Annotated in this window: 21 protein-coding genes; 14 read left to right on the top strand and 7 right to left on the bottom strand. The window is 65.1% G+C overall.

Going from position 1 to position 19,120, the window contains the following annotated elements:
- Nucleotides 1-79: 79 nt before the first annotated feature.
- The gene (locus tag ACVOLS_RS02035; RefSeq protein ID WP_481544255.1) at nucleotides 80-1,504 is read left to right on the top strand and encodes an ammonium transporter; all 1,425 of its coding nucleotides are present in this window, start codon (nucleotides 80-82) and stop codon (nucleotides 1,502-1,504) included.
- A 262-nt stretch (nucleotides 1,505-1,766) separates the two neighbouring features.
- Here ACVOLS_RS02035 and ACVOLS_RS02030 read toward each other — a convergent pair whose 3' ends face one another.
- Nucleotides 1,767-1,988 carry a DUF6500 family protein gene (locus ACVOLS_RS02030; RefSeq protein WP_481544254.1) on the bottom strand — a complete coding sequence of 74 codons (222 nt, stop codon included), beginning with the start codon at nucleotides 1,986-1,988 and terminating at the stop codon, nucleotides 1,767-1,769.
- Nucleotides 1,989-2,223: 235 nt separating this feature from the next.
- Between ACVOLS_RS02030 and ACVOLS_RS02025 the strand changes: the two genes are divergently transcribed.
- From ACVOLS_RS02025 to ACVOLS_RS02005, 5 genes are read left to right on the top strand one after another with little or no spacing between them, the layout of a single operon-like run.
- Complete coding sequence (locus tag ACVOLS_RS02025) at nucleotides 2,224-2,970, top strand: N-acetylmuramoyl-L-alanine amidase (protein WP_481544253.1); 747 nt, start codon at nucleotides 2,224-2,226, stop codon at nucleotides 2,968-2,970.
- Nucleotides 2,971-2,998: 28 nt separating this feature from the next.
- Complete coding sequence (locus ACVOLS_RS02020; protein ID WP_481544252.1) at nucleotides 2,999-4,054, top strand: two-component system sensor histidine kinase NtrB; 1,056 nt, start codon at nucleotides 2,999-3,001, stop codon at nucleotides 4,052-4,054.
- Complete coding sequence (gene ntrC / locus ACVOLS_RS02015) at nucleotides 4,047-5,495, top strand: nitrogen regulation protein NR(I) (RefSeq protein WP_481544251.1); 1,449 nt, start codon at nucleotides 4,047-4,049, stop codon at nucleotides 5,493-5,495. Before ACVOLS_RS02020 ends, ntrC begins: the two co-directional genes overlap by 8 nt.
- Before the next feature lie 41 nt (nucleotides 5,496-5,536).
- The gene (locus ACVOLS_RS02010) at nucleotides 5,537-6,106 is read left to right on the top strand and encodes a superoxide dismutase family protein (RefSeq protein WP_481544250.1); all 570 of its coding nucleotides are present in this window, start codon (nucleotides 5,537-5,539) and stop codon (nucleotides 6,104-6,106) included.
- 58 nt (nucleotides 6,107-6,164) lie between these two features.
- A complete protein-coding gene (locus ACVOLS_RS02005; RefSeq protein ID WP_481544249.1) occupies nucleotides 6,165-6,779 on the top strand; it encodes a superoxide dismutase family protein in 615 nt (204 codons plus the stop codon).
- Nucleotides 6,780-7,054: 275 nt separating this feature from the next.
- Here the strand turns inward: ACVOLS_RS02005 and ACVOLS_RS02000 are convergent, their stop codons facing one another.
- A complete protein-coding gene (locus ACVOLS_RS02000; protein WP_481544248.1) occupies nucleotides 7,055-7,942 on the bottom strand; it encodes a hypothetical protein in 888 nt (295 codons plus the stop codon).
- Nucleotides 7,943-8,032: 90 nt separating this feature from the next.
- Between ACVOLS_RS02000 and ACVOLS_RS01995 the strand changes: the two genes are divergently transcribed.
- The 3 genes from ACVOLS_RS01995 (at nucleotide 8,033) to ACVOLS_RS01985 (ending at nucleotide 11,413) form a co-directional block, all read left to right on the top strand.
- Entirely contained in the window at nucleotides 8,033-9,328 is a 1,296-nt protein-coding gene (locus ACVOLS_RS01995) for an acetyl-CoA C-acetyltransferase (RefSeq protein ID WP_282269672.1), read from the top strand.
- A gap of 461 nt (nucleotides 9,329-9,789) precedes the next feature.
- Nucleotides 9,790-10,713, top strand: a complete 924-nt coding sequence (locus ACVOLS_RS01990) for a hypothetical protein (RefSeq protein ID WP_481544247.1) — start codon at nucleotides 9,790-9,792, stop codon at nucleotides 10,711-10,713.
- 151 nt (nucleotides 10,714-10,864) lie between these two features.
- The gene (locus ACVOLS_RS01985; protein WP_481544246.1) at nucleotides 10,865-11,413 is read left to right on the top strand and encodes a hypothetical protein; all 549 of its coding nucleotides are present in this window, start codon (nucleotides 10,865-10,867) and stop codon (nucleotides 11,411-11,413) included.
- A gap of 60 nt (nucleotides 11,414-11,473) precedes the next feature.
- On the opposite strand, the gene ACVOLS_RS01980 is transcribed toward ACVOLS_RS01985, so the two are convergent.
- From ACVOLS_RS01980 to ACVOLS_RS01965, 4 genes are all read right to left on the bottom strand, one after another.
- On the bottom strand, nucleotides 11,474-11,911 hold the full coding sequence (locus ACVOLS_RS01980) for a hypothetical protein (RefSeq protein WP_481544245.1): 438 nt from the start codon (nucleotides 11,909-11,911) through the stop codon (nucleotides 11,474-11,476).
- 43 nt (nucleotides 11,912-11,954) lie between these two features.
- The gene (locus ACVOLS_RS01975; protein ID WP_481544244.1) at nucleotides 11,955-13,217 is read right to left on the bottom strand and encodes a heme biosynthesis HemY N-terminal domain-containing protein; all 1,263 of its coding nucleotides are present in this window, start codon (nucleotides 13,215-13,217) and stop codon (nucleotides 11,955-11,957) included.
- Nucleotides 13,214-14,194 (bottom strand): uroporphyrinogen-III C-methyltransferase, encoded by a 981-nt coding sequence (locus ACVOLS_RS01970; protein WP_481544243.1) that lies wholly within the window; start codon nucleotides 14,192-14,194, stop codon nucleotides 13,214-13,216. Before ACVOLS_RS01970 ends, ACVOLS_RS01975 begins: the two co-directional genes overlap by 4 nt.
- A gap of 114 nt (nucleotides 14,195-14,308) precedes the next feature.
- Entirely contained in the window at nucleotides 14,309-15,091 is a 783-nt protein-coding gene (locus ACVOLS_RS01965) for a uroporphyrinogen-III synthase (protein ID WP_481544242.1), read from the bottom strand.
- Between the two features lie 42 nt (nucleotides 15,092-15,133).
- Between ACVOLS_RS01965 and ACVOLS_RS01960 the strand changes: the two genes are divergently transcribed.
- From ACVOLS_RS01960 to ACVOLS_RS01940, 5 genes are all read left to right on the top strand, one after another.
- Entirely contained in the window at nucleotides 15,134-15,592 is a 459-nt protein-coding gene (locus ACVOLS_RS01960; protein WP_481544241.1) for a YiiD C-terminal domain-containing protein, read from the top strand.
- Nucleotides 15,593-15,618: 26 nt separating this feature from the next.
- Nucleotides 15,619-16,047 carry a hypothetical protein gene (locus ACVOLS_RS01955; RefSeq protein WP_481544240.1) on the top strand — a complete coding sequence of 143 codons (429 nt, stop codon included), beginning with the start codon at nucleotides 15,619-15,621 and terminating at the stop codon, nucleotides 16,045-16,047.
- A 64-nt stretch (nucleotides 16,048-16,111) separates the two neighbouring features.
- Complete coding sequence (locus ACVOLS_RS01950) at nucleotides 16,112-16,549, top strand: rhodanese-like domain-containing protein (protein WP_346499887.1); 438 nt, start codon at nucleotides 16,112-16,114, stop codon at nucleotides 16,547-16,549.
- A 104-nt stretch (nucleotides 16,550-16,653) separates the two neighbouring features.
- Entirely contained in the window at nucleotides 16,654-17,169 is a 516-nt protein-coding gene (gene secB, locus ACVOLS_RS01945; protein ID WP_481508655.1) for a protein-export chaperone SecB, read from the top strand.
- A 19-nt stretch (nucleotides 17,170-17,188) separates the two neighbouring features.
- Complete coding sequence (locus tag ACVOLS_RS01940) at nucleotides 17,189-18,217, top strand: NAD(P)H-dependent glycerol-3-phosphate dehydrogenase (protein WP_481508654.1); 1,029 nt, start codon at nucleotides 17,189-17,191, stop codon at nucleotides 18,215-18,217.
- Between the two features lie 273 nt (nucleotides 18,218-18,490).
- Here the strand turns inward: ACVOLS_RS01940 and ACVOLS_RS01935 are convergent, their stop codons facing one another.
- Nucleotides 18,491-19,063: an OmpO family porin gene (locus ACVOLS_RS01935; RefSeq protein WP_481544239.1), complete on the bottom strand. Its 573-nt coding sequence runs from the start codon at nucleotides 19,061-19,063 to the stop codon at nucleotides 18,491-18,493.
- Nucleotides 19,064-19,120 lie beyond the last annotated feature (57 nt).

The following is a 19,120-nucleotide window of genomic DNA, read 5'->3' as shown; positions in this document are numbered from 1 at the left end:
CGACCCGTCCTCCGGCGGCAGCGACCGCCAGGTGACAACAGGTCGCTGGCAGGTTCCACCCCCACAACCGGAGTCGACAATGCGAACGGAATTTTTCACCGGGTTGAAAGCCCGGCTCGGAGGCCTGTGCCTGTCTTTCATGCTCACCGCGATGCTGCTGGGCATGTTCACCAGCAGTGCCTGGGCACAGGACAAGCAGGCGCCGCCTGCAGCTGCCACTGAGGTAGCTGCCGCGCCGGCAGAGGCTGCAGCCGCACCTGCTGCTGAAGCAGAAGCCGCACCCAGCTTCGACAAGGGTGACGTGGCGTGGATGCTCACCGCCACCTTGCTGGTGCTGATGATGGTGGTGCCCGGCCTTGCGCTGTTCTATGGCGGCCTGGTGCGCGCCAAGAACGTGCTCTCGGTGCTCAGCCAGGTGCTGGTGGTGTTCTCGCTGGTGCTGATCCTGTGGGTGGCTTACGGCTACAGCGCGGTATTCAGTGCGGGCAACCAGTTCTTTGGCTCGTTCACCGAATTCGCCTTCCTCAAGGGCTTCACCCCGGACTCGGTGGGCAATACGCCAATCGCCGGCCTGCCGGACTTCCTGTTCGTCGCCTTCCAGTCGACCTTCGCTGGCATCACCACCGCACTGATCGTCGGCGCCTTCGCCGAGCGCATCAAGTTCCGCGCGGTGCTGCTGTTCTCGGCGCTGTGGTTCACCCTGAGCTACATCCCGATGGCGCATATCGTCTGGGGCGGTGGTTACCTCGGTGAGATGGGCGCGATCGACTTTGCCGGTGGCACCGTGGTGCACATCAATGCCGGTGTCGCCGGCTTGGTTGCCGCATGGTTCGTCGGCAAGCGCCTGGGTTATGGCCAGACCGCATTGAAGCCGCACAACCTGCCGCTGACCTGGATTGGCGCGATGCTGCTGTGGGTGGGCTGGTTCGGCTTCAACGCCGGTTCCGCCGCCGCCGCCGACACCGTTGCCTCGCTGGCCTTCATCAACACCGTGCTGGCAACCGCAGCAGCCGTGCTGGGCTGGACGCTGGTGGAAGCGGTCACCAAGGGCCATCCGTCAGCGCTTGGTGCAGCCTCAGGCGCTGTGGCCGGTCTGGTCGGTGTTACCCCCGCATGCGGCACTGTCGGTCCGCTGGGCGCCATCGTCGTTGGTTTTGTCACCGGCATCGTCTGCGTCTGGGGCGTGACCGGATTGAAGCGTCTGCTGAAGGCCGACGACACCGCCGACGTCTTCGGCGTGCATGGCGTAGGCGGCATTGTCGGCGCAATCCTCACCGGCGTGTTCAGCGCACAGTCGCTGGGCGGCACCAAGGTTGATCTGGATATCGGTCACCAGGTGTGGGTGCAGGTGGTCAGCGTTGGCTTCACCGTGCTGTGGTCGGCCGTGGTTACTGCTGTGATCCTGCTGGTGGTCCGCGCCCTGGTTGGCCTGCGCGTCAGCGAAGAAGCCGAGCGCACCGGTTTGGACGTCACCACCCACGGCGAATCGGCCTACGAGGCCTAAGCTGTTGCTCAAAGCCCCTGCCCGGCAAGGCGATCAAAGCCCCTCTCCCGTTCACGGGAGAGGGGTTGGGGTGAGGGCAGCTTTTGAGGCATTGCCGGTAAGGCCACTGCCGAGCATGGCTCGACACTACAAACAGCAAATGAAGCCACCTGTATCCCTGCAACTGCATTGATAGCCCCTCTCCCGCTTGCGGGAGAGGGGTTGGGGTGAGGGCAGCTTTTCGGGCATTACCGGTAAGGCCACTGCCGAGCATGGCTCGGCACTACAGGCCTTCGGCCAACACCAACGCTTTCACTTTCTCAGCTTTCTCAAAATGATCCAGGCGGTGGATCTGGATCCACCACGTAGCCGCTTCCATCAGCAGTTCCGGATCGTCATTTCGATTCGCAAAAAACGCATAGAACGACAACCCAACCGTCGCCCCCTTCGCCGCGATCCTGGCATCGCAGACCGCAACGATTTTCTGTTTCAGTGAATCACGCATTGCCGCTCCAGCAGATCGACGAACCACCCATCTGCATAGCCTAGCCACATCGGCCAGCCATCCCCCAGCGGAAAGCGTTCTGAACATGCAGCGCATGTTCCGTGCCGGCATCACGTCGGCTCCCCAACTCCCTGAGCAGGCCCTCCAATGCACGCAAGCCACATCGCCGCCGTCATCGGCCCAGTTGCCGTTCCATGCCCGAGCGCACTTGCAATGCCGCGCGCGGCAACGTGCAATGTCCCCCATGAAGACCAAACTGCTGCTGCCGCTCGCCCTGTTGGCCACGCTGACTGCCTGTACCTCCACACCGGAGCGCAATCCGCTCGCGCAGTGGGTGCCGTCGCCGAACTACAACGATCGCCAGCCGGTGCTGATCGTGCTGCACCACACCGAGCAGGATTCGGTGCAGGAAAGCCTGGACACGCTGCGCAGCGCCAACAGTGGCGGCAAGGTCAGTTCGCACTACCTGGTCGGCAGCGATGGTGAGCTCTACCAGCTTGTGGCCGATGGCGAGCGCGCCTGGCATGCCGGTGGTGGCCGCTGGGGCGGTTTCACCGATCTCAATTCCACTTCGATCGGCATCGAGATCGACAACAACGGCGACAGCCCGTTCACCCAACCGCAGATTGCCAGCCTGCTGCGCCTGCTCGAGGATCTCTGCAAGCGCTACAACATCCCGCGCAGCCAGATCATCGGCCATGCCGACCTGGCCCCGACCCGAAAGGCCGACCCCAGCCGCTACTTCCCGTGGCAGCAGCTGGCCGCAGCCGGCTTCGGCCTGTGGCCGGACCCAAAGCACGGCGCGGCGCCTGCTGGTTTCGACAGCTGGATGGCGATGCAGGCCTTCGGTTACGCGCTGGATGACCGCGCTGCCGCTGCGCGGGCCTTCCACCGTCGTTTCCGCGGCAGCGACAGCCTGCCCGCCGAACTCGACGCCGAAGACGCCCGCATCCTGCATTCCCTGCTGCTGCAGAAGCAGTGATCGGCCTGCTTTGCACTATATTGGTGCAATGACCGACGTCGAGTTCTCACCCACCCCGGAATTGCTGGCCACGCCACTGGTCTGGAGTGGCGTGGACGGGCGCATCCAAGGAGCAAATCCTGCGTTCTGCCGCTGGCTGGGGGTGAGCGTGCGGCGCCTGCTTGGCCAGCCACTGGTGTCGCTGGAAGCGCAGGGCGAGGCCTTGGCGCAGCGCCTGGCCAACCCGGCCACCGACCTGACCCGCCTGCCGCGGCTGACCTTGGCGCTGCCAGGAGAGACCCCGCGCTTCGCCGATGGCTGGTTGAGCGCGGTGGAGCAGGGCGGTTGGCTGCTGGAAGCGCATCCGGTGGATGAGTTCCAGGGCGCCGACCCGGCGCAGGTCTTGCCCGGCGCCTTCAGCGCCGCCTTGAAGGGCCTGGCCCACGAACTGCGCAATCCGCTGGCTGGCCTGAAAGGCGCGGCCCAGCTGCTGGCACGCCGTGCGAGCGGGCGCGATGCCGACGAACGCGAGTTGATCGAACTGATCGGCGCCGAGATCGAGCGCCTCAACACCTTGCTGGAGCAACTGCTGTCGCCAGCACCGCAGCGTCCGCATGCGCCGCTGAACATCCACGCCGCGCTGGAGCGCGTGCTGCGCCTGGTCGAGAACGAAGCCGGCTGGTCGGTACGCCTGCTGCGCGATTACGACCCCAGCATCCCCGAGTTTCCCGGCGATGGCGATCGCCTCACCCAGGCCTTGTTGAACCTGGTCCGCAATGCGATCCAGGCCGGCGCCACCAGCGTCACCCTGCGTACCCGCGTCGAGCATGGCCTGCGCATCGCCGAGCAGCCTTATGCCCTTGCCTTGCGGCTGGAAGTGGCCGATGACGGCCGTGGCGTGCCGGAAGAACTGGCCGAGCACCTGTTCCTGCCGCTGGTCAGTGGCCGCGCCGAAGGCACCGGGCTTGGCCTGGCCTTGGCGCAGCAGGTCGCACGCGAACACCGAGGCACCTTGAGTTACCGCTCGCGCCCCGGCCACACCGTGTTCACCGTGCTGCTGCCGTTGCCAGCCGCCGAGGAAGCGCCGGAGGTGGGCGATGCCTAAGTCGACACAGGCCGCGACCGTCTGGGTAGTCGATGATGACCGTTCGGTACGTTTTGTCCTCACCACCGCCTTGCGCGACGCCGGTTACACGGTGGAAGGTTTTGACAGCGCTGCCGCGGCGCTGAGTGCCATGGCGCGGCAGCCGGTGCCGGATCTGCTGTTCACCGATGTGCGCATGCCCGGTGACGATGGACTGGTGTTGCTGGACAAGCTCAAGACCGCGCATCCGCAGTTGCCGGTGATCGTGATGTCGGCGTACACCGATGTGGCCAGCACCGCTGGCGCATTCCGCGGCGGTGCGCATGAATTCCTGTCCAAGCCCTTTGATCTGGACGATGCGGTGGAGCTGGCGCGGCGCGCGCTGCCCGAAGCCGAAGAACTGCCGCAGCCGGTGGCACTGCCGCCTGCGGCAACGCAGAAGGAAGAAGGGCCGCCACAGCTGATCGGCGACACACCAGCGATGCGCGCGCTGTTCCGCGCCATCGGCCGTCTCGCGCAGGCACCGCTGTCGGTGCTGATCAATGGCGAGACCGGCACCGGCAAGGAACTGGTGGCGAATGCATTACACCGCGAGTCACCGCGCGCCAAAGGCCCGTTTGTCGCACTCAATACCGCGGCGATACCGGCCGAGTTGCTGGAAAGCGAACTGTTCGGCCACGAAGCCGGCGCATTCACCGGCGCGACCAAGCGCCACATCGGCCGCTTCGAGCAGGCCGACGGCGGCACCCTGTTCCTCGATGAAATCGGTGACATGCCGCTGGCGCTGCAGACCCGATTGCTGCGCGTGCTGGCCGAAGGCGAGTTCTTCCGCGTTGGTGGCCGCGAGCTGATCCGCGTCGATGTGCGCGTGGTTGCCGCCACCCATCAGGACCTGGAAACACTGGTCGAACAAGGGCGCTTCCGTGCCGACCTGTTGCATCGGTTGGACATGGTGCGGCTGCTGCTGCCGCCGCTGCGCGAGCGCCTCGGCGACGTGCCGCAGCTGGCCGAGAATTTCCTTGCCAACGCCGCACGCCGGCTCGACATGCCGCCAAAGCGCCTGTCGGTGGCCGCGGTGAAAGCGCTGCGCGAACACCATTGGCCGGGCAACGTCCGCGAGCTGGAGAACGTCTGCTGGCGTCTGGCGGCATTGGCTGTCGCCGATACGGTATCGGCCGAAGACGTACAGGCCGCATTGAACCGCGGCGGCCGCGCCACCGGCAGCACTGCGGCGGTGGCACCGCAGCACTGGGACAAGGCATTGGCGGCATGGGCCAGGCAACGTCTGGCCGAAGGCGCCAGTGGCCTGCATGCCGAGGCGCGCGAGCGTCTGGACGCTGTGCTGCTGGAAGCCGCACTGGATTTCACCGATGGCCATCGTGCCGATGCCGCCACGCGGCTGGGACTTGGCCGTAACACCGTTACCCGCAAACTAGGGCCTGGCCGCCGTCGCGGCAGTTGAGCATGGCACCGGCCCGTCTGTTCTGTTGCAAGGAGATATCGATGCGCATCCTGCTTCCCCTCACCGCCAGCATTGCTGCTGTGCTGCTCAGCGCCTGCGGTTCCACGCCCGCACCCAAGCCGGAGGCGCCGCCGCCGGTGGCCACGGTCAGCACCGCCAGGATGGCCGAAGCGAATCTCGCACCGGCCTCGGCCAGTCTGGTCAGTGGCCGTCTCGCACTGGTGCCGGAAGCTGGCGGGGTGCATATCACCGGTGTGATCGGTGGCTTGCCGCGCGGCCAGCAGGCCGCCTTCCATGTGCATGAGAAAGGCGATTGCAGCGCGGTGGATGCCAGCAGCGCCGGCGGCCATTTCAACCCGGGCATGCAGCAGCACGGCCGCGCCGCTGCGGGCGCGCACCATGCCGGCGACATGGACAACCTGCAGGCCGATGCCAAAGGCGTGGCGAACGTGGACGTTCATCTGCGCGGCGTTACCCTCGGCGGTGGTGCTGCAAACGACGTCGCTGGGCGCGCACTGGTGGTACATGCGTCAGCCGACGATTACCGCAGCCAACCGGCCGGCAATGCAGGTGCGCGTGTCGCCTGTGCGGTGATTCGTGTGGTGCGCTGAGCGTGCCAACCCGCAAGTCCAATCCGGATTCGATCCAGACCAGCAAGGGAGTCAACCAATGCGACTGATCCACACCAGCCTGTTCCTCGCCAGCGCCCTGGCCCTCACTGCCTGCAACAAGGGCGCAGAGCCCGATGCGGTGCCGGCCGACAGCATCGCCCCCACGACCGAGACCACACCGGTAGCCGACCCGGCTGCACCGCCGGAATTGGCAAAGCCAATCGCAACCGCACAGCTGCAGCCGACCAAGGACAGCACGGTCGCCGGCACCATCAACTTCAGCCTGGTTGATGGCCAACTGCGTGCCAGCGGCGACATCACCGGCTTGAAGCCGGACAGCGAGCACGGCTTCCACATCCACGAGAAGGGCGATTGCAGCGCACCGGACGGCACCAGCGCCGGCGGCCACTTCAACCCGGGCAGCAGCGAACACGGCAGCATCAGCACCGCCATGCACCACGGCGGCGACATGCCCAACATCAAGGCCGATGCGCAGGGCAACGCGCACATCGACGGCCCGGTGGCGAGCAACGTCAACGTCGGTGTTGGTGATGGTTTCGACATCGTCGGCCGCGGCCTGATCGTCCACGCCGACCCGGACGACTACAAGACCCAGCCGACCGGCAATGCCGGTGCACGCCTGGCTTGTGCGGTGATTGCCAAGGCGGAGTGATTGGCTCCCTCCCTTTCGCGCAGCGAAGGGGAGGGCTGGGGAGGGGTGCTTTGGCTTTGGCCTTTGAACTTGCATCTGCTCCCAGCATGCAGCTCTCGCCGTGATTCACCACTGACCTTGGAGGTCAGACGATCAGTTCAGGGGCGATAGGCAACAGCAACAGCACCCCTCCCCAGCCCTCCCCTGCGCTTCGCGCAAGGGAGGGGGGCAGAGCACGGCACTTCAGGAACAGAAAAGGCCGCTTACGCGGCCTCTCTGCATTCACCAGCGCGCACTCAGTGCGCCAGCAACGCCTTCGCATCCTGCCCGGCATTCACGTGCACATACAGCACGTCGATGCCATGCGCTTCCAATACGGCGGCCATCTGCCGCTGGCGCATCATGTACTGCTCGTACACGCGTTGCAGGCGATCACAGTCGTTCTTGTCCTGCGCGTAATGCGCGCACCAGCCTGCTGGATCAAACAACGCCATCCGCACTTCGCCGCCGACGTAACGCAGCAGCGGTTCGGGCGAGGCGTCCAGCCATTGTTCTTCGTTCGGCGCGAACATCGCCGTCTCCAGTATTGGCCACAGATCCGCAAGGCCCTGGTTGTCGTACTGCATGGCCATCATCGCGGCCAGGTCGTTGACGGTGAAATAGCGCGCGTGTTCGATCTGCGCGGCAAAGCTGTTCTGTGCCAGCAGCGCGGTATCCGGTTGTGCCATGCCATTGGCCAGCAGCACATCTTCCAACGCATCGCGCACGTCCTGGCGCACTGCCGCTTCACCGCCAGCCAGCACGAACGGCAGCAGCCGCAGCGCACCGCCGGTCAGCGCGGGATCGGCCTGCAGTGGCAGCGGGATGTCGCCATTGGCATCGGCACCAAAGGCCAGCAGGCGCGCACCGTGGTTGCGGCCGGGCGCGCGCATCTGCAGTTCTTCCAGGCGCCGATGAATGGGCAGGCCGGGGCGCAGCACTTCGGCCGGGTCGAAATGCGCCGCGGCGAAAACCAGGTCCAGCTCGCTGACCTGCGGGACCAGCTTGGTCAGGTCGCGGCCTATCAATGCGACCAGTTCGCCAGCCTGCTCGGAGCCCAAGGCTGCCTTGCCGGGCTGCTCGCCGCCAGCCAGTTCCAATGCCACTACGCCAAGGGCGTTCACGTCGGGGTTTGAATTGCTCATGATTCGCGGTTGGCCCATCACGGCCTCGAAGCTACACTCAACACCATTATGCCTGCTATCGCGTGCAGGCCACTTTGAACACTCTTTCCCATGTCAGGTACCCGCATGCCCAGCGCTCGACCCGTCGCCATCCTCGGTGGTGTCCGCATTCCGTTCTGCCGTCAGAACACCGCTTATTCGGACGTTGGCAACCTTGGCATGTCGGTCCGTACGCTTGGGGCGCTTGTTGAACGGTTTGGCCTGCATGGCCAGCAGTTGGGCGAAGTGGCGATGGGCGCGGTGATCAAGCATCCCAGCGACTGGAACCTGGGCCGCGAGGCCGCGCTGTCGTCCGGCTTGTCGCCGCTGACCCCGGGCATCACCCTGCAGCGCGCCTGCGGTACTTCGCTGGACAGCATCATCACCGTCGCCAACAAGATCGCCCTGGGGCAGATCGAGTCCGGCATCGGCGGCGGTTCGGATACCACCTCCGACGTGCCGATCGTCTACGGCAAGAAGCTGCGCGCGCGCCTGCTGGCCGCAAACCGTGCCAAGAGCACCGGCGACAAGATCCGCACCCTGCTCAAGGGCTTCAAGTTCTCCGAGCTCAAGCCCGAGTTCCCCGGCGTGGCCGAGCCGCGCACCGGCAAGAGCATGGGTGACCACTGCGAGGACATGGCCAAGGAATGGAACATCTCGCGTGAAGCGCAGGACGAATGGGCGGTGTCCTCGCACAAGAAGCTGGCTGCCGCTTACGAACGCGGTTTCTTCAGTGACCTGATCGCACCGTTCCGCGGCGTCGAGCGCGACAACATCCTGCGCCCGGATACCTCGCTGGAAAAGCTGGCCACCTTGAAGCCGGCCTTCGACAAGGCCTCTGGCCGCGGCACCCTGACCGCCGCCAATTCCACCCCGCTGACCGATGGCGCCGCCGCGGTGCTGCTGGCCAGCGAAGAGTGGGCACGTGCGCACGGCCACGAGCCGCTGGCCTACCTGCGTGATTCGCAGGTTTCAGCAGTGGACTTCGTGCATGGCGAAGGCCTGCTGATGGCACCGACCACCGCTGTGCCGGAAATGCTCAAGCGCAATGGTCTGACCCTGCAGGATTTCGATATCTACGAAATCCACGAAGCCTTCGCTGCGCAGGTGCTGTGCACGCTGAGCGCCTGGGAAAGCGAGGATTACTGCCGCAACCGCCTGGGCCTGGATGCAGCGCTGGGCCGTATCGATCCGGCCAAGATCAACCCGCTGGGTTCCTCGCTGGCCACCGGCCACCCGTTCGCAGCCACTGGCGCCCGCATCATCGGTACCGTGGCCAAGGAACTGGCTGCCCGCGGCGGCGGTCGTGCACTGGTGTCGATCTGCACCGCCGGCGGCATGGGCGTGGTCGCCATCGTCGAGCGCTGATGCGCTGTTTGTAGTGCCGAGCCATGCTCGGCAGAGGCGTTCCCGGTAATGCCGTTTGCCGACCATGGGTCGGCACTACGGCGTGGTTGCCATTGTTGAGCGTTGCTGCAGTTGATGTAGTGCCGAGCCATGCTCGGCAGTTGCGTTCCCGGTAATGCCGTTTGCCGACCATGGGTCGGCACTACGGCGTGGTCGCCATTGTTGAGCGTTGCTGCAGTTGGTGTAGTGCCGAGCCATGCTCGGCAGTTGCGTTCCCGGTAATGCCGTTTGCCGACCATGGGTCGCCACTACGGCGCGGTCGCTATTGTTGAGCGTTGCTGCAGTTGATGTAGCGCCGAGCCATGCTCGGCAGTTGCGTGCCCGGTAATGCCGTTTGCCGACCATGGGTCGGCACTACGGTGCCCTTGCGGGGGCCGGCCCGGCACCCCTATTGTCTGCTGACCAAAGGACGGGGGTAGGGCATGAAGCGTATTGCGATCGGTTTGGCGGTGTTGTTGGCAGGATGGGCGGCACCGGCTGCTGCGATGACCTTCATGAAAGTGGAGCATGTCTGCCCCATTGGCGGTGAACGCTTCAGTGCCCAGGAAATGGGTTCGGGCACGGCGTACAGCCGCTTCCTTGACGGACGCTTGTATGGCCCCATCGAATCGCCGTGGCCACTGGTGTCCTGTCCGGGCAACGGCTTCGTCATCTACAAAAAAAACTACAGTGCCGAGGAAATCAAGCGCCTGTCCGCCGTGGTCGCAAGCGACGAGTACCAGCGCATGCGTGGGACTGAAACCAGCTACTGGTTGCTGGCGCGCCTGTTTGAAGCCGTCGATGCGCCGTTGAAGGAGCGTGCCGGGGTGTTGCAGAGTGCGACCTGGCAGGCTTCGCCTGAGCAATATCCACGTTACGTGCAAGCCGCATCGGCGGCGATCGCGCCGCAATGCCCGGATGCGCGCGCCGTCGCCGATCAGGACGAGTCCTGGTTGTACTGCCAGATGCTGCTGGGCGAATGGGAACGCAGGTTGTCGCGTTTCGATTCCGCGCGCGCGCGCTTCGAGCGCCTGCAGCCGCTTCCGGAGCGTCTGGTGCGTGGACAGGACCGCGAGCGCGCGCGTCGCCAGTACGTCGCCGAAATTGCACAGCAGCTGCAGCTGATCGCCGACAACAACCCGATGAACACCATGGCGGTGGATGCGAATGCACCGCCGCCGGCCAAGGAGACGGCAGCGGGCCCGATTTCGCCGGAGGCCGCGGAAGCCGCAGCCCGCACCGCCGCCGATGCGGCAGCTGCCGCCGCAGCCGCAGCCGCAGATGCCGCCTATGCGGCGGGAGTGGCTGCAGATGCAGCTGCCAGTGACGATGCGAGCGACGTCAAGCCACAACAAGGGCGGCGCTGAGCGGCGTAGCTGGCGGTGTGTTCGTTGGGCTGTGTTCTGAGCGCCGGTTCGCCGATGGATTGTGCAGCCGCACACCGCGCTGCCACGCCAGCGGCGTAGCTGCGGTTCGCTCGAGAGGCGGCCCGCTTGGATCTCACAGGGGACGTAACGAATGGATGAGTTCAACCCGTATGCGGCGCCGGAGGCCTTGCCGCCGCCGCTTGCCAACACCAGCCCGGATAACGGGACCTGCTGGCGCGACGGTGATCAGCTGCTGGCGCTGCCGCATAGCGATCTGCCGCGCTACTGTGTCAAATGCGGGAAGCCAGCGCTGGAATACCGCCAGCGCAAGTTCTATTGGCATTCACCGTGGATGTATCTGCTGATCCTGCTGCACTTCCTGGTCTATCTGATTGCCGCACTGGCGGTGCGCAAGACGGCAGTGCACAACGTCGGCCTGCGTTCGGCGCACCGCAAGCGGCGGTTGAATTTCATCCTGATGGCATGGGCGTCGCTGGTGCCGCTGTTTGGTTGTTTCCTGTTCGACAGCGGTGCGGTGATCGGCCTGGGAATACTGACCTTCCTGGTGATGGTGCTGTGGGGCCTGATCGGCATGCAGATACTCAAGCCCAGGAAGATCGATGTGTCCTTGGCTGTGTATCGCGGGGTATCGCCGGCGTTCCTGGCGCGCCTGCCACGCTATCCGTATCGCCGCGACTAGTTCGGCAGCGGCCAACGAAGCCCAGGAAAGCGCAATACGCCAGGACGATACAGCGCCAGCTCAGTCCTCGTTGGTCGCCTGCGCGTGATCCAGCAGGAACTGGCTGATGGCCTGGCGCAGTGGCAGGTCTTCCGTGCGCTGTGCCAATGCATCTGCGCGCAGCGCGTGTTCGTGCGCAGCGGCAACATCGCCCAGGTTGGAGTGACGTTCGGCCAGCGCCAGGCAGATCGAGGCTTCGTAGTTGATCGCCTGCGCAGCGTTGGCAAGCATCAAGGCGTGGGTGTAGTACTTGATGGCAAGGTGATCATCGCTGGTGAAGTCGGCCAGCGTTTCCCACAGGAATGGATGATCGCGGCCGGCAGCGGCGATTGAATCGCAGTAAGCATGCAGCTGTGCATATAGCGATGCACTGGCGTCCTCTTCGCCATCTTCGCAGGCGTTGAGGATGGCGTCGGTCAGTGCGACCACGCGCGCGTGGATATCCGGGGGTATGTTCATTGCGGCTCGTTACGGAAAGCGTCGAAGGTGCACCTGCAGAGACTCAACCCGGCAAACGCGGCAAGCCATGCGCATCGCGCTCTTCGGCCACGGCCTGGTCCTGGATCTGCTGCTGCAGGTTGCGGCGTTGGATCGGTTGCGGCGTTTCGCCGCGGCGCTGACGCACCGCATTGAGCAGGCATTGGTTTGCCAGCGCCTGCTCATCCTGTGCGGCAAACACCTCGCCCAAGGCTTCCCAGGCGTCCGCACCGGCATCCTGGGCGATGGCGCGATGCAGGAATTCCTCGGCTTGCGCCCATTGGCCTTGACCAGCGGCCAGGCGCGCCAAACCCAACAGCAGGGCAGGGCTGTTGGGATGCGACTGTAGCCAACGCTGGGCGCTTGCCCGGCGCGAATCGTATTTCTCCACCGGCAGCTGCGTGTACAGGCTGACCAGCGCTTCGTCCCAGTGGCTGTCGAGGGTCTGCTCGATGCTGCGCAGGGCGACGTCGGTCCAGTTCAGTGCCACCGCGCGCTGTGCGTAGCGCGCCACCGCCTGCGGGCTGACGCGGAGCGACTTGGGTAGCACCTCCCAGCGAGCAGCCAGGGTATTGACGTCGCTGGCTTCGTCGAGCATCTGCAGGGCAAGCGTGGTTTCCAGTCCGGCAACGGCGCTCGGCGGCAGCACCTGTTGCTGGCGTAATGCACCCAATTGGCCGTACGCCTCTTCAGCGCGACCGGCGCGCTGCAATGCCTCGGTGCGCAGCCACAGGCCGCGTGGCGGCAAGGGTTGCAGGGCCGGGAGGTCCAGCGCGTTGATCGCTTCCAGCGGCTTGTCCAGCTGCAGCCAACGCTCGGCGCTGTGCAGGGCGTGCAGGTGCGGATCGGCTTCGGCCAATTGCTGCAGGTGCTGGCCGGCGCTGCTGTTGTCCTCGCGTGCTTCGGCCGCACGCATGGCGGCGACCAGTGCGATCGGGCGTACGGCTTTCTCCGTTGCGGCGTTCTGCAGCAGTTTTTCGGCGCGCTGCCATTGGCCGTTATCCAGTGCCTGCAGGCCATCGATCAGGCGCGCGCGGCCCTGCTTGCGGCGATGCCGTGCCCAGGCCCGGAATGGGGTGCTGACCAGCGACCACAGCAGCCAGACCAGCAATGCGGCGATCAGTACCGCCAAGGCAGCCTGCGGCAAGGTGGCGATGTAGTCGTGGTCGCCGGCACGGACGATCACTTCGCCCAAGCTGCGTACCGAGTCCTGGCCCAGCCACTGCGCACCAAAGATGCCGGCAGCGGCGACCAGCAGCACCAGCAACAGCGAGCGGAAAGCCTTCATGGTGCGTCCTTGGCGGTGCGCGTGCTGCGCAGTTGCTGCAGGGTGCTGCCAAGCTCGGGCAGGTTGGGGCGCAGTTCCACGCCGTGCATCTCGCGTAGTTCACGGCGGCGCTGTTGACGCTGCGGCGAATCCGGCCACAGCCGCTGCAGCCAGTCATCTACACGGTCCAGTGCCTGCTGCCAGGCCTTGTCATCGCCACGTTCGAGGGCAGCGCGGGCCAGGCTCAGCTCGATCTGCAGCGAGTCATTGGCGGCGATCCGCTCGGAGCGGGCAACCAGTACCTTGCCGTCGGCCGGACGGATCTGCACCAGCGGCGACAGCATCTGCTGCCACCATGGCTGCTGGCTGTCGGCGGGCAGCTGCAGGTGTTCGGGCAGGCGTTCCAGTTCAGCGGACCACTGCTCAAGCTGGGCAGCGGTGCGGGCGCGTACACCCGGGCCCAATGCGTCCAGCGCGTTGCGCTCCTGGATCAGGGCCTGGCGCAGGTTGAGGTAGTCGGGGCTGTCGATGCCTTCCAGCGCGCTGGCGGCCAGTGCATACAGACGACGCGCACCATCCAGGTCGCCGGCAAAGGTCAGCCGTTGCTGGGCTTGATTGAGCAGAAGTTCGGCCTCTTCGCGGCGTACGGCCTGCGCGCCCTGGCGCGAACTGTCGGCCAACTGGGCGAGGTTTTCTTCCAGCAGCGCATTGCGCTGGCTCAGCCCCAGCACTTCATCGCGCAGCACGCGGTTGGTGGCGGCGGCGTCCTGGATGCTGCGGGCATTGGCGCGCTGGTCGCGGCGCAGGGCTTCCAGCCCCTGCTGCATGGCGGTCAATTGCTGGGTCGCGTTGTCGCGGGCCAGATCGGCCTGCTGCTGGCGGCTCTGCCAACTGTGCCAGCCAAACCAGCCGGCGGCGCCCAATGCGGCGATGGCGATCAGCGGCAGGAGCCAGCGCAGGGGCCGGCGCGGTTGAGCGGGTGCGACGTCTTCATTCATCAGGGGGCAACATCCTTGGCGGGCATGGCCACGACACAAGGGTGACCACGCTGTTGGTGCAGGCAAAGCATCGCCCGCGCGCCGAATGCCTGCAAGTCGCCCTTGTTGTTGCGCTCAGCCTGCGGCCGGGAAAAGCGCGGCGTGGGCGGCGCTGGCCAGCTGTGCAGGCAGGGGGCCTGTGGCGATGCTGACGTTGCGGAAGCCAAGCTCGGAGGCAAGTTCGGCAAGTCGTGCGCTGGCGGCGACCGCTGCGGCCTGTTGCCATTGCTGCACCAGGTCTGGCGGCAGATACGGCAGCACCGTCTGCAGCGCTTCGCCGCTGCTGATCGCCACCACATAAGGCATAGGCAGTGCCTGCAGGCGCGCAATGGTGGCCTTGCTGACCGGCAACGGCACGCGTTCGTAGACATCGATGCGTTGCAGCTCGGCACCGCGCTCGCGCACCTGCGCAGCAATCACGCCACGACCACCTGGAGCGGTGACCAAGGCCACGCGCAGACCGTGCAGGTGCCGCATGGCTGGCAAGGCCAGGAGGCCTTCGCTGTCCATCCGGGTCGGCGCCTGTACGCTGGCCGCACCGCGGCGACGCAAGGCGCGTGCGGTGCCTTCGCCAACGGCGATGAGGCTGCCTGCGCGAAGCTCGGCCAATGGCAGCAAGCGCGCGGCGGCTTCGGCGGCGGCGGGGCTGGTGAACACCAGTCGATCGTAGTCACGTGCTGCGTTCAGCTGCGCGCGCGTTGATTCATCGGTGCGCATCTGCAGCCGCCAGGGTGACAACGCCAGCGTACGTGCACCCAAACGCGCAGCTGCGCTGCGCAAGGTGTCGTGCTGCCCTTGCGGACGCATCGAGATGAGATGCCAGACCGTGTCGGCTGGCACATAGGCGGGGCGGTTCATTCCATGCATTATGCGGGCGCTTTCCGTTTTGCGTGCGCGTACATGTCCGAACATTTTGCTGACCCCGTGCTGCTGGAACACCTTCAGCGCACTCTCACCGCAATGCCGCCGGTTGCGGCGATGGGCATTCGCATTGCCGGCTATGACAATGGCGTGCTGCGCATGCAGGCACCGTTGGACGCGAACATCAATGACAAGGGCAATGCCTTCGGCGGCAGTCTGGCTTCGGTGATGACCCTGTCGGGCTGGGCGCTGGTCAGCATGCGTCTGGGCTTGGCCGGCAAGCAGGCTGAGGTGTACGTGGCCGACAGCAATATCCGCTACCGCGCGCCGGTTTATGGCGACCTGCTGGCGAGCGCACGGCTGGCCCCGGACCAGGATTGGGATGGCTTCCTGACCTTGTTCAGTAAGCGCGGGCGCGCGCGGGTGACGGTGCGGGCGGCGATCGAAGGTGGTGCCGCCGAGTTTGAAGGGCGCTTCGTTGCCCTCGGCAAAGGCTAAGATCGGCCATCACCGAGGGGGCCTGCATGTACCGAAACCTGTTCCAGTCAGTTGTCGTCGCCCTGTTGCTGGTCGCTGGTGCAGCCCAGGCCGAGGGCCCGAGCCGCTCACAGCGCAACAAGCTGGTGCCTACCCAGGAAGCCTATGTTGCGGCCGTGCGCTGGGGCGATTTCGACAAGGCGGAAGAGTTCATCGACCCGTTGTACCTGCAGCAGCATCCAATCACCGACCTGCAGCGCGAGCGCTACCGGCAGGTGCAGGTGTCCAGCTACCGCGAGCGTTCGGGCGGCACTGGCGCCGATGGCAGCATCGAGCGGCGCGTCGAAATGGGCGTTATCAACCGCAATACCCAGGCAGAGCGTACGGTCGTCGTGAACGAGCGCTGGCGCTGGGACCCGGAAGCCAAGCGCTGGTGGCAGGCAGCCGGTTTACCGGACTTCTGGCAGGGCCAATGAGGCATTGGCTGCATTTTCACCGGCTGTGCGACAATCCATGCCCTCTTATCGACCCGTGACCTGAGTGAATTACGAAGAGTTGCTGGCCTTCGCCGGCCGAAATCCGATGCTGTCACTGGCCCTGGTCGGCCTGACGGTGGCCATCATTGCCACCGAGATCGCCCGCCTGTTCCGTGGCTACAAGTCGCTCAAGCCGTCTGAATTGACCCATATGATCAATGCCGGCGGTGCGACCGTGATCGATCTGTCGGCTGCCGCCGACTTCGAGAAGGGCCATATTGCCGGTAGCCGCAATGTGCAGCCGGCACAGTTGACCCCCGCGCACAAGCTGCTGGCCAACGCCAAGCAGAGCCCGGTGGTGCTGCTGTGCCGTACCGGCAATGCCTCGGCAACAGCAGCAAAAACGCTGAAAAAAGCCGGTTATGAGCAGGTTTATGTGCTTGATGGCGGTTTGCCGGCATGGCAGGCAGCAGATCTGCTGCTGGTCAAAGGCCGCAACTGAGTCAGCAAATTTTCAGTCAGGGCTTGTGTAGGTGGGCAACCGCCCCCATCGCTGGTCTTGTACTAATCCCATTCAATGAACAATCTGTTCTGGAGTCTTGAGCAATGTCCGAAGAGAACACCAACGGCGTAGTCCCGGCCGACGAATCCGCCAACGGCCCGGCTTTCACCATCGAGAAGATCTACGTCAAGGACGTTTCGTTCGAGTCGCCGAACTCCCCGGTCATCTTCAACGAGAACGTGCAGCCGGACCTGCAGCTGAACCTGAACCAGAAGGTGCAGCGCCTGTCCGACACCGCTTTCGAAGTGGTGCTGGGCGTGACCCTGACCTGCAAGGCCGGCGACAAGACTGCCTATGTGGCCGAAGTCGAGCAGGCTGGCGTATTCGGCCTGATCGGCCTGGAGCCGCAGGCAATCGACGTGCTGCTCGGCACCCAGTGCCCGAACATCCTGTTCCCGTACGTGCGTTCGATGGTCTCGGACCTGATCCAGGCTGGCGGCTTCCCGCCGTTCTACCTGCAGCCGATCAACTTTGAAGGCCTGTACGCTGAAACCCTGCGTCAGCGTCAGCAGCAGGGCGAGCCGTCGCTGGCCGACTCCGAGCCGGCTGGCAACGCCTGATCGGCGTCTGCGTTCCTGTATGAGTACGAACGACGCAGAAAAGATCGCCGTTGTCGGCGCGGGCTCCTGGGGCACCGCGCTGGCTACACTGTTGGCCCGGCACGGTCATACGACCGTGCTGTGGGGACGTGATGCAGCGGTAATCGAGGCGATTGATCAGCGTCATGAGAATCCCCGGTACCTGCCGGGGATTCCCTTGCCAGAATCTTTGCGCGCCAGCACCGACCTGGCTGCCACCGTTGCCGGGGCAGACTGGATCTTGGTGGTGGTGCCTTCGCATGCCTTTGCCGAAACCGTGCGCGCGCTGGCGCCGTTGCGGCCGGCCGGGGCAGGTGTGGCCTGGGCGACCAAGGGCTTCGAGCCCGGCTCAGGCCGTTTCCTGCATGAAGTAGCGCGTGAGGTGCTGGGCCCGGACGTGCCGTTGGCCGTCGTCACCGGCCCGTCCTTCGCCAAGGAAGTCACCCTGGGCCTGCCCACCGCCATTACCGTCCACGGTGATGACGATGCGTTTTCCCAGCAGGTGGCCGACGCCATGCATGGCCCGGCGTTCCGTGCCTATACCGGCGACGACATGGTCGGTGCCGAGTTGGGCGGGGCGATGAAGAACGTGCTGGCAGTGGCAACCGGCGTGGCCGATGGCATGCAGCTGGGCTTGAATGCCCGTGCCGGCCTGATCACCCGCGGCCTCAATGAAATGCTGCGGCTGGCGGCTGCCATCGGTGGCAAGCCGGAAACCCTGATGGGTCTGGCCGGCCTCGGCGATCTGGTGCTGACCAGTACCGGCGACCTGTCGCGCAACCGCCGCCTGGGTCTGGCGCTTGGCCGCGGCCAGAGCCTGCCCGATGCGGTGAAGGAAATCGGCCAGGTGGTGGAATCGGTGCAGACTGCCGACGAAGTCATGCGTCAGGCTGACCGCCACGGCATCGACCTGCCGATCTCCAAGGCAGTGCAGTCGGTACTGCACGGCGAACTCAGCCCATCCGAAGGCCTGCAGCAGCTGCTGGCCCGCGAACAGAAGCCGGAGTACCCGGACACGCTGTTCAAGTAAGGATGAGCGACGATCAAAGAAAAAGCCCGGCAATGCCGGGCTTTTTTTTGTAGTGCCGAGCCATGCTCGGCAGTGGCTCTACCGGTGAAGCTTCAGCCGAGCATGGCTCGGCACTACAGAAAGCCAGCCTTGCCGAGCATGGCTCGGCACTACCGCCGGGCGCCGCCCAAAAAAAAAGAAGCCCGGTCGGGGGAGGACCGGGCTTCCAGCGGCGCGTGGGAGAGAGGTCACGCGCCATACAACACCACTACTTGTCGCTTGTTGCTTTGTCGCTTACCAGGTGAAGCGCGGGCCGACGAACCATTCCTTGTCGCCAGCCTTGGCCAGCTTCACTTCGCCGGTCAGGCCCCAGTTCGCGTTGAACTTGCCAGTCGCGCCGACGCGGCCGTAGAACTCGCCGTCCGGGTTGTAACCGTTCTTCTTGCTGTAGTCCTCGTAGCCAGCCAGGGCATAGCCTTCGAAGTTCGGGGTGAAGGCGGTACGCACGCCGACTTCAGCGCTGTAACCGTTGAACTTCGGGCCGTACTCCAGATCCAGCTTCTGGTAGGCCGCACGGGCCAGCAGGTCGGTGTTCGGGGCAACGGTGTAGTTGTAACCAACACCCAGGCGCCACTGGTCGACGTCAGCCTTGAACTTGTCGGTTTCCTGCGCGTTGTACTCACCGAACACATGGAAGTTCGGATGTACCGCAACCGAGCCCTTCACCGCCCAACCATCGGCGTCGCCGCCCTTGGTATCGGTGTTCACATAGCCGCCTTCCACATAGTTGTAGGACAGGCCATCGGCAGCCGAAGCGGCGAACGGCAGGGCGGCCAGCAGGCCCAGAGCGATCAAAGAAGTCTTCATTTCGGCATTACCTCGTTATTGGTCTTGATCGTTACGGCCTGAATCTGTGGCCGTTCG

It is taken from the genome of Stenotrophomonas sp. STEN038 (assembly GCF_056759895.1).
The sequence above is the reverse complement of the archived record's forward strand: the minus strand, read 5'-3'. Positions and strand labels throughout refer to the sequence as shown.

Excerpts from the sequence above, each read along its gene's own strand:
- ACVOLS_RS02035 (WP_481544255.1), top strand. The coding sequence starts at position 80 with ATGCGAACGGAATTTTTCACCGGGTTGAAAGCCCGGCTCGGAGGCCTG.
- ACVOLS_RS02030 (WP_481544254.1), bottom strand. The coding sequence starts at position 1,988 with ATGCGTGATTCACTGAAACAGAAAATCGTTGCGGTCTGCGATGCCAGG.
- ACVOLS_RS02025 (WP_481544253.1), top strand. The coding sequence starts at position 2,224 with ATGTCCCCCATGAAGACCAAACTGCTGCTGCCGCTCGCCCTGTTGGCC.
- ACVOLS_RS02020 (WP_481544252.1), top strand. The coding sequence starts at position 2,999 with ATGACCGACGTCGAGTTCTCACCCACCCCGGAATTGCTGGCCACGCCA.
- ntrC (WP_481544251.1), top strand. The coding sequence starts at position 4,047 with ATGCCTAAGTCGACACAGGCCGCGACCGTCTGGGTAGTCGATGATGAC.
- ACVOLS_RS02010 (WP_481544250.1), top strand. The coding sequence starts at position 5,537 with ATGCGCATCCTGCTTCCCCTCACCGCCAGCATTGCTGCTGTGCTGCTC.
- ACVOLS_RS02005 (WP_481544249.1), top strand. The coding sequence starts at position 6,165 with ATGCGACTGATCCACACCAGCCTGTTCCTCGCCAGCGCCCTGGCCCTC.
- ACVOLS_RS02000 (WP_481544248.1), bottom strand. The coding sequence starts at position 7,942 with ATGAGCAATTCAAACCCCGACGTGAACGCCCTTGGCGTAGTGGCATTG.
- ACVOLS_RS01995 (WP_282269672.1), top strand. The coding sequence starts at position 8,033 with ATGTCAGGTACCCGCATGCCCAGCGCTCGACCCGTCGCCATCCTCGGT.
- ACVOLS_RS01990 (WP_481544247.1), top strand. The coding sequence starts at position 9,790 with ATGAAGCGTATTGCGATCGGTTTGGCGGTGTTGTTGGCAGGATGGGCG.
- ACVOLS_RS01985 (WP_481544246.1), top strand. The coding sequence starts at position 10,865 with ATGGATGAGTTCAACCCGTATGCGGCGCCGGAGGCCTTGCCGCCGCCG.
- ACVOLS_RS01980 (WP_481544245.1), bottom strand. The coding sequence starts at position 11,911 with ATGAACATACCCCCGGATATCCACGCGCGCGTGGTCGCACTGACCGAC.
- ACVOLS_RS01975 (WP_481544244.1), bottom strand. The coding sequence starts at position 13,217 with ATGAAGGCTTTCCGCTCGCTGTTGCTGGTGCTGCTGGTCGCCGCTGCC.
- ACVOLS_RS01970 (WP_481544243.1), bottom strand. The coding sequence starts at position 14,194 with ATGAATGAAGACGTCGCACCCGCTCAACCGCGCCGGCCCCTGCGCTGG.
- ACVOLS_RS01965 (WP_481544242.1), bottom strand. The coding sequence starts at position 15,091 with ATGAACCGCCCCGCCTATGTGCCAGCCGACACGGTCTGGCATCTCATC.
- ACVOLS_RS01960 (WP_481544241.1), top strand. The coding sequence starts at position 15,134 with ATGTCCGAACATTTTGCTGACCCCGTGCTGCTGGAACACCTTCAGCGC.
- ACVOLS_RS01955 (WP_481544240.1), top strand. The coding sequence starts at position 15,619 with ATGTACCGAAACCTGTTCCAGTCAGTTGTCGTCGCCCTGTTGCTGGTC.
- secB (WP_481508655.1), top strand. The coding sequence starts at position 16,654 with ATGTCCGAAGAGAACACCAACGGCGTAGTCCCGGCCGACGAATCCGCC.
- ACVOLS_RS01940 (WP_481508654.1), top strand. The coding sequence starts at position 17,189 with ATGAGTACGAACGACGCAGAAAAGATCGCCGTTGTCGGCGCGGGCTCC.
- ACVOLS_RS01935 (WP_481544239.1), bottom strand. The coding sequence starts at position 19,063 with ATGAAGACTTCTTTGATCGCTCTGGGCCTGCTGGCCGCCCTGCCGTTC.